Source organism: Cellulomonas sp. A375-1 (genome assembly GCF_001040865.1).
In the GTDB taxonomy this organism is placed as follows: domain Bacteria; phylum Actinomycetota; class Actinomycetes; order Actinomycetales; family Cellulomonadaceae; genus Cellulomonas; species Cellulomonas gelida.
Genome location: NZ_LFKW01000005.1, coordinates 1 through 7,955, shown reverse-complemented (window position 1 = coordinate 7,955; position 7,955 = coordinate 1). Strand labels below are relative to the sequence as shown.

The window sequence follows — 7,955 nt, the reverse complement described above, 5'->3', positions numbered from 1 at the left end:
CCCGGGTCGACGCGCGCGGCCTCGGGGGACCAGGTGCCGCCGAGCGCGTCGCCGATCTGCACGTGCGCGCGCAGACCGGTCGCGTCGAGCACGTGGGTCTCGTCGCCCCAGCGCACGGCCGCGGCGGCCTCCCGCTCGAGACGTGCGAGCGCCACGTCGTCGGCCGCGACGAGCACCTCGCCGCCGAAGGCGAACCCGCAGTCCACCTGCTCGACCGCGGCGACGCCCCCGACCTCCACGACCGCGTCGCGCAGGATCGCGCGTGCCTCGACCGCCGCGGGCGCGCCCCACCTGCGGGCGAGCGCGTCGCCGTCGAGACCCACTCGCGCCGAACACCCGCCGAGCCCGCGCTCGTCCTGGCCCGTGACCCCGGACTCGACGAGCACGACGTCGAGCGACGGGTCGGACTCGAGCAGGTAGTACGCGCTCCACAGCCCCGTCAGGCCCGCGCCGACCACGACGACGTCGGCGGTCGTGTCGCCGTCGAGCGGCGCGCGGGGCGCGGCGTCGGCGTCCGCCCACGGCGCGGGGTCGTCGGGGCTGTCGATCGAACGGGTGCGGGGCAGCGGGCTCACACGCCGATGCTCCCCGGCGCGCGTGCCGGGGACAACTCGCCACGCATGCGCTCCCGGTCACAGCGGAACCTCAGGTTCTCGGGGCAAGATGGTGCCCCCGTGCGCGCCGGTCCGGCTCCGGCGGGCACCGAAGGAGGATGGCGTGGCGTACCTGGTCGGCGTGCTGATCGCCGTGGTCGTGCTGCTCGCATCGATCGCGTTGCACGAGGTGGGCCACATGGTGCCCGCCAAGAGGTTCGGCGTGCGGGTGAGCCACTACTTCGTCGGCTTCGGCCCGACGCTGTGGTCGCGCACCAAGGGCGAGACGGAGTACGGCCTCAAGGCGATCCCGCTGGGCGGCTTCGTGCGGCTGGTCGGGATGTACGCACCGGCCGAGGCGGTCGGGCACCCGGCCGCGCGCACCTGGGCGGGTCGCCTCGCGCAGGACGCGCGTGACGCGAGCGCGTCGGAGATCCGCGAGGGCGAGGACGGCCGGGCGTTCTACCGGCTGTCGACGCCCAAGAAGCTCGTCGTGATGCTCGGCGGCCCGGTGATGAACCTGCTCATCGCGTTCGTCCTGCTGGCGATCGTGCTGCTCGGCTTCGGCGTCCCCGCGACGACCACGACCTTGAGCACGGTCTCGCAGTGCGTGATCCCCGCGGGTGACGCGTCCGACCGACAGTGCACGGACGCCGACGAGCCCGCGCCGGGGGCTGCCGCGGGCCTGCGCCCCGGCGACACGGTCGTGAGCTGGGACGGCACGGACGTGAGCTCGTGGGACGAGCTGACGACGCTGATCCGTGCCTCGGGCGGCGAGGCGACTCCCGTCGTCGTCGAGCGGGACGGGAGCCCTGTCGAGCTCACCGTGACCCCGGTGGTCGCGCAGCGGCCCTCGTACGACGCGGACGGCAACCCGGTCCTCGACGACGACGGCGAGCCCGTCACGGTGCCGGTCGGGTTCCTCGGGGTCTCGCCGACGACGGTGCGCGAGGCGACGAGCGTCGCCGAGGTGCCACGCGTGGTGGCCGAGCGCACGTGGCAGACCGCGACGGTCGTCGCGACGCTCCCGGCGCGCATGGTCGACCTGGTGCAGACCACGTTCGGGAGCCAGGAGCGCGGCACGGACTCGATCATCGGGATCGTCGGCGTGGGACGGTTCGCCGGTGAGATCGCGTCGGTCGAGGGCACGGGGATCGACTGGAGCGTGCGCCTCGCAGGGCTGCTCGAGATGCTGGCGAGCCTGAACATCGCGCTGTTCGTGTTCAACCTGATCCCGTTGCCGCCGCTCGACGGCGGGCACGTGGCCGCGGCGCTGTGGGAGGGCGCGCGGCGTCAGGTCGCCAGGCTGCGCAAGGCGCCCCGACCCGGTCCGTTCGACTCGGCCAAGCTCGTGCCGCTCGCGTACAGCGTGTTCGTCGTGCTCGGGGCGATGGGTCTGCTGCTCGTGTACGCCGACATCGTGAACCCGGTGACCATCACCTGATCGCCCGTGCGCGATCCCGAGCCCCGCGTCGCCACGCAGGCGTAGCGTGCGTCCGGTGACCGAGCTGACGGAGTACCTCGAGTCGTTGCCCGCGCCGGAGCGCGCGTGCGTCGAGCACGTCTACGCCCGCGCGCGGGCGCTCGTCCCGGAGGCGAGCGACGGCGTCGGCTACGGGATGCCCGCGCTCGTGCTCGACGGCAAGCCGCTGCTGTCGGTGATGGTGGCCAAGACGCACATCGGGCTGTACCCGTTCAGCCCCGGCGCGCTCGACACGGTGCGCGACGAGCTCGCGGGGTTCTCGCTGTCCAAGGGCACGGTGCGCTTCTCGTCGGACCACCCCGTGCCCGACGACCTGCTCGACCGGCTCGTGCTCGCCCGGCGCGCGGAGATCCGGGCCCGCTGAGCCGTCCCCGCACGCGGATCGTGTGGGGATCGCGTGCGCGTCCGCCGTGCACCCGGGCGTGGCCGCCGATACCTCGGCGCGCAGGTGGGATGATGAGCGCGTGAGCGTACCGATCTCCCTGGGCATGCCCGAGGCGCCCGCGCCCGTGCTGGCGCCGCGACGTCCCACCCGCAAGATCCGAGTCGGCAAGGTGGACGTCGGCGGTGACGCTCCGGTGAGCGTGCAGTCGATGACGACCACGCCGACCACCGACATCAACGCGACGCTGCAGCAGATCGCCGAGCTGACGGCCGCCGGCTGCGACATCGTGCGCGTCGCCGTGCCGAGCCAGGACGACGCCGACGCGCTGCCCGCGATCGCGCGCAAGTCGCAGATCCCGGTGATCGCCGACATCCACTTCCAGCCCAAGTACGTGTTCGCCGCGATCGACGCCGGGTGCGCCGCGGTCCGCGTCAACCCGGGCAACATCCGCAAGTTCGACGACCAGGTAGGGGCGATCGCACGCGCCGCCGCGGACGCAGGTGTGAGCCTGCGGATCGGCGTCAATGCGGGCTCGCTCGACCCGCGCCTGCTCGCGAAGTACGGCAAGGCGACCCCCGAGGCCCTCGTCGAGTCGGCCGTGTGGGAGGCGTCGCTGTTCGAGGAGCACGACTTCCACGACTTCAAGATCTCGGTGAAGCACAACGACCCCGTCGTCATGGTGCGCGCCTACGAGCTGCTCTCCGAGCGAGGTGACTGGCCGCTGCACCTCGGCGTCACCGAGGCCGGCCCGGCGTTCCAGGGGACGATCAAGTCCGCGACGGCGTTCGGCGCGCTGCTGAGCAAGGGCATCGGCGACACGATCCGGGTCTCGCTGTCCGCGCCCCCCGTCGAGGAGGTCAAGGTCGGCATCCAGATCCTGCAGTCGCTCAACCTGCGGCCCCGCAAGCTGGAGATCGTCTCGTGCCCGTCGTGCGGGCGCGCCCAGGTGGACGTCTACACGCTCGCCGAGCGCGTGACGGCCGGGCTCGAGGGGCTCGAGGTGCCGCTGCGCGTCGCCGTCATGGGCTGCGTCGTGAACGGCCCGGGCGAGGCCCGCGAGGCGGACCTCGGCGTCGCGTCCGGCAACGGCAAGGGGCAGATCTTCGTCAAGGGCGAGGTCGTCAAGACCGTGCCCGAGTCGCAGATCGTCGAGACGCTGATCGAGGAGGCGATGCGCATCGCCGAGTCGATGGAGCCCGCCGAGGGTGGGCAGTCGAGCCCGGTGGTGACGGTCGGCTGACCGGGCACGAGCCGCGAAGTCGGACGCGAGTCCGTGACGCGCCGCCCGGTTCCGTGGGGCACAATCCCCCCATGGGCTCGCGGCGTGCGACGTTGCTCGACCGGCGACCCGGGGCACGTGTCCTCGACGACGTGGACCTCGGGGCGGCGCTGGACGTGTGCGCCCTCGACCCGGTCGGCTCGGTCCTGGCGACGGCTCGCCTGGAGCACGCCCGGGCGACGAGGCTCGGCGCGACGGGCGGTTCCCTCTGGGGCTACGAGCACGGCGGTGCGCTCGTGGCCATCTGCTGGGCAGGCGCCAACATGGTGCCGGTCGTCCCGGTGAACGACCCGGCGGTGGTGTGCGACGCGCTCGACGCGTTCGCGACCACCGCGGCACGCCAGGGCCGTCGCTGCTCGTCGATCGTCGGGCCCGCCCCGGCCGTGCTCGGGCTGTGGGACCGGCTGCGCACCGTCTGGCCGGGCGTGCGCGAGGTGCGGCACGACCAGCCGTCGATGGTGATCGACCACACCCCGACGCGCGCGGTCGACCCGGCCGTGCGCCGGTCGCTGCCCGACGAGTTCGACACCGTCCTGCCCGCGTGCATCGCGATGTTCACCGAGGAGGTCGGCTACTCGCCCGCGAGCGGGCCGCGTGGCCCCTACGAGACGCGCGTGCGCTCGCTGATCGAGCAGGGGCGCTCGTTCGTCCGGATGGACCCCGATGCGGCCGGCGTCCCGCGGGTCACGTTCAAGGCCGAGCTCGGGGCGGTCGCCGGGGGAGTGGCGCAGGTCCAGGGCGTGTGGGTCGAGCCGGGGAGCCGTGGCCTGCGGCTGTCCGAGCACGGCATGGCGGCGGTCGTGGAGCTCGCGCGTCAGCAGGTGGCACCGGTCGTCTCGCTGTACGTCAACGACTACAACGCGCGCGCCATCGCGGCCTATCGCGCGGTCGGGTTCCGGCAGGTCGGCTCGTACGCCACCGTGCTGTTCTAGCTCGCGCGTCACTGTTGTCGCCGCGCCGCTGCTCCCGCCGGCTGCACGCCGGGCTACCGCAGGAGCTTGGACAGGCGGCGGTCGGCGAGCGGCTTGCCGCCGGTCTGGCACGTCGGGCAGTACTGCAACGACGAGTCCGCGAACGAGACCTCGTGCACGGTGTCGCCGCAGGGCGTCCCGTCCCAGCCCGGGCACGGCGCTCCCGTCCGCCCGTGCACGCGCATGCCGCGCCGCTTGGCGTCCTTGAGCTCGGCGGCGGGCTTGCCGGAGGCCTCGGCGACGGCCTGCGCGAGCACGTCGCGGATCGCGGCGTAGACCACGTCGACCTGCTCGTCGGTCAGCTTGCCCGTGAGCGTGAACGGCGACGTGCGCGCCGCGTGCAGGATCTCGTCCGAGTACGCGTTGCCGATCCCTGCGATCGTGTCCTGGCTGCGCAGCAGCCCCTTGACCTGCTGGTTGCGCGCCGCGACGAGCTCGCCGAACCGCTCGCGCGTGAACTCCGGCGACAGCGGCTCGACGCCCAGCGACGCGATCTGCGGCACGTCGTGCGGGTCCTCGACGACGTGTACCGCGAGCCGCTTGCGCGTGCCCTGCTCGGTGAGGTCGAACCCCGAGCCGTCGTCGAGCCGCACGCGCAGCGCGAGCGGCGAGCGCCCCGGGCGCACCGGCGTGGTCGCCAGGGAGTCGGACCAGCGCACCCAGCCCGCGCGCGACAGGTGCCACACCAGGTGCACGGGTTCGCCCGTCGGCGTCGCGACGAGCAGGTCGAGCCACTTGCCGTGCCGCGAGGCGTCCACGACGGTCCCGCCGACGAGCGCGTCGGGCGGGGGGCGGAACGTCTTGAGCGCGGCGATGTCGCCGACGCCGACGGCCGTGACGGTGCGGCCGACCGCGCGCTCGCGCAGGAACGCGGCGAGCGCCTCGACCTCGGGGAGCTCGGGCACGGGTCCATCGTGGCGCACCCCGACCGCCCGCGTCCCGCGCTCGGCGCCGGGACGCGTCGCGAACCGGCCACCTCTCGACCGTGGCGCCCACCCGGGCGTCCGCCGCGGCCCCGTCGGACAACTAGGCTTCGACCCATGCTCCTGCGTCTGTCCACGCTGTTCGTCCGTACGCTGCGCGAGGACCCCGCCGATGCCGAGGTCGCCAGCCACCGCCTCCTCGTGCGCGCGGGGTACATCCGCCGCGCCGCTCCCGGCATCTACACCTGGCTCCCGCTCGGCCTGCGCGTGCTCGCCAAGGTCGAGGCCGTCGTGCGCGAGGAGATGGCCGCCGCCGGTGCGCAGGAGGTGCACTTCCCGGCCCTGCTGCCGCGCGAGCCGTACGAGGCGACGGGTCGCTGGTCGGAGTACGGGCCGAACATCTTCCGGCTCAAGGACCGCAAGGGCAACGACTACCTGCTCGCGCCGACGCACGAGGAGCTGTTCACGCTCCTGGTCAAGGACCTGTACTCGTCGTACAAGGACCTGCCGCTGACGCTCTTCCAGATCCAGACGAAGTACCGCGACGAGGCCCGTCCGCGGGCCGGCCTGATCCGCGGGCGCGAGTTCGTCATGAAGGACGCCTACTCGTTCGACGTCGACGACGCGGGCCTCGAGGCGTCGTACGAGGCGCAGCGCGCCGCCTACCAGCGGGTCTTCGACCGGCTCGGGCTCGAGTACGTCATCGTCGCGGCGACGTCGGGTGCCATGGGCGGGTCGCGCTCGGAGGAGTTCCTCACGCCGACCGCGATCGGCGAGGACACGTTCGTGCGCTCGCCGGGCGGCTACGCCGCGAACGTCGAGGCCGTCACGACTGTGGTCCCTGAGGCCGTCCCGTACGACGACGCGCCCGAGGCGCACGTCGAGGACACGCCGGACACGCCGACGATCGAGACGCTCGTCGCCGTCGCCAACGACCGCTTCCCGCGGCCCGACCGCGCCTGGACCGCCGCCGACACCCTCAAGAACGTCGTCCTCGCGCTCGTGCACCCCACAGGCGAGCGCGAGCTCGTCGTCGTCGGGCTGCCCGGAGACCGCGAGGTCGACCTGAAGCGGCTCGAGGCGTCCGTCGTCCCGGCCGAGGTCGAGCCCGCGGGCGACGCGGACTTCGCGGCGCACCCCGAGCTCGTGCGCGGCTACATCGGCCCGCTCGCGCTCGGACCGAACGTGCCCGTCGCGCCGGACGCGGAGCGCACGGCCGTGCGCTACCTGCTGGACCCGCGGGTCGTGCCGGGCACGCGCTGGATCACGGGCGCGAACGAGCAGGGCAAGCACGTGTTCGACCTCGTGGCGGGCCGTGACTTCACCGCCGACGGCACCGTCGAGGCCGCCGAGGTGCGCGCGGGCGACCCCGCTCCCGACGGCTCGGGACCGCTCGAGCTCGCGCGCGGCATCGAGATCGGCCACATCTTCGCGCTCGGCCGCAAGTACGCGAGCGCGCTCGGCCTGACCGTGCTCGACCAGAACGGCAAGGCGCAGGTCGTCACCATGGGCTCGTACGGCATCGGCGTGACGCGCGTGCTCGCGGCGCTCGCCGAGGCGAACCACGACGACAAGGGCCTCGCGTGGCCCGCGCACGTCGCGCCCGCGCACGTGCACGTGGTCGCCACGGGCAAGGACCCGGCGGTCTTCGAGGCCGCTGAGGCGCTCGCCCAGGGCCTGTCCGCACGGGGCGTCGAAGTCCTCTACGACGACCGTCCGAAGGTCTCGCCCGGCGTGAAGTTCGCCGACGCCGAGCTGTTCGGCGTGCCGCTCGTCGTGGTCGTCGGGCGTGGGCTCGCCGACGGCGTGGTCGAGGTCCGTCCGCGCGCGGGTGGCGAGAGCACGCAGGTGCCGGTCGCCGATGCGGTCGACGTCGTGGCCGCGCAGGTCGCTGCGCTGCTCTGACCGCGACGCCTGGTCGCACGGGCCCGCTCACACGGGCGGCCCGTGCTCAGCGTGCCGCGGGCCGAGCGTGTGGCCGGGGCTCGGGCTGGGGTGGGGCTCAGGGCGTGGCGGGCGCGGCCTGCTCGGGCATGCCCGGGAACGCGGACGCGGCGGCGCCGAGCGCACGCGCCTCGCTGACCGCCACGCGAAGGCTGTCGAGGTAGGTGTCGCGCGTGCCCGCGGGCACGGCGGCGATGGCCGCGGTGCTCACGTGCGCGATCCCGTCCTGCACGGCGACGCCGAGCGCGCTGAGCGCGCCGTCCGCGTCCAGGTCGGTGGGCAGCGCGTACTGGGCCAGGCGCGGGTCCTGCTCGGTCCCCGCGATCGCGGCCGCGTTCGCCCACGCGTCCGCGGCGGCGCGGTGCGCGCGGGCCGAG

General features: G+C 74.0%; 8 protein-coding genes. 5 read left to right on the top strand and 3 right to left on the bottom strand.

Going from position 1 to position 7,955, the window contains the following annotated elements:
* Nucleotides 1-575, bottom strand: a 575-nt coding sequence (locus CWIS_RS00530; protein ID WP_156186499.1) for an FAD-dependent oxidoreductase, incomplete at its 3' end; no start/stop codon positions are given.
* 142 nt (nt 576-717) lie between these two features.
* Here CWIS_RS00530 and CWIS_RS00525 point away from each other — a divergent pair.
* The 4 genes from CWIS_RS00525 to CWIS_RS00510 all read left to right on the top strand — a co-directional run bounded on the left by CWIS_RS00525 (nt 718) and on the right by CWIS_RS00510 (nt 4,672).
* Nucleotides 718-2,037: an RIP metalloprotease gene (locus tag CWIS_RS00525; protein ID WP_048341269.1), complete on the top strand. Its 1,320-nt coding sequence runs from the start codon at nt 718-720 to the stop codon at nt 2,035-2,037.
* A gap of 55 nt (nt 2,038-2,092) precedes the next feature.
* Nucleotides 2,093-2,440 carry an iron chaperone gene (locus tag CWIS_RS00520; RefSeq protein WP_048341270.1) on the top strand — a complete coding sequence of 116 codons (348 nt, stop codon included), beginning with the start codon at nt 2,093-2,095 and terminating at the stop codon, nt 2,438-2,440.
* Between the two features lie 100 nt (nt 2,441-2,540).
* Nucleotides 2,541-3,701 (top strand): flavodoxin-dependent (E)-4-hydroxy-3-methylbut-2-enyl-diphosphate synthase, encoded by a 1,161-nt coding sequence (ispG, locus tag CWIS_RS00515; RefSeq protein ID WP_048341268.1) that lies wholly within the window; start codon nt 2,541-2,543, stop codon nt 3,699-3,701.
* 71 nt (nt 3,702-3,772) lie between these two features.
* Nucleotides 3,773-4,672 carry a DUF4081 domain-containing GNAT family N-acetyltransferase gene (locus tag CWIS_RS00510; RefSeq protein ID WP_048341267.1) on the top strand — a complete coding sequence of 300 codons (900 nt, stop codon included), beginning with the start codon at nt 3,773-3,775 and terminating at the stop codon, nt 4,670-4,672.
* Nucleotides 4,673-4,725: 53 nt separating this feature from the next.
* Here CWIS_RS00510 and CWIS_RS00505 read toward each other — a convergent pair whose 3' ends face one another.
* Nucleotides 4,726-5,616, bottom strand: a complete 891-nt coding sequence (locus CWIS_RS00505) for an Fpg/Nei family DNA glycosylase (protein ID WP_048341266.1) — start codon at nt 5,614-5,616, stop codon at nt 4,726-4,728.
* A gap of 135 nt (nt 5,617-5,751) precedes the next feature.
* On the opposite strand from CWIS_RS00505, the gene CWIS_RS00500 reads away from it, so the two are divergent.
* Nucleotides 5,752-7,539: a proline--tRNA ligase gene (locus CWIS_RS00500; RefSeq protein WP_048341265.1), complete on the top strand. Its 1,788-nt coding sequence runs from the start codon at nt 5,752-5,754 to the stop codon at nt 7,537-7,539.
* A 97-nt stretch (nt 7,540-7,636) separates the two neighbouring features.
* On the opposite strand, the gene CWIS_RS00495 is transcribed toward CWIS_RS00500, so the two are convergent.
* Nucleotides 7,637-7,955, bottom strand: a 319-nt coding sequence (locus tag CWIS_RS00495; protein WP_048341264.1) for a DUF4439 domain-containing protein, incomplete at its 5' end; no start/stop codon positions are given.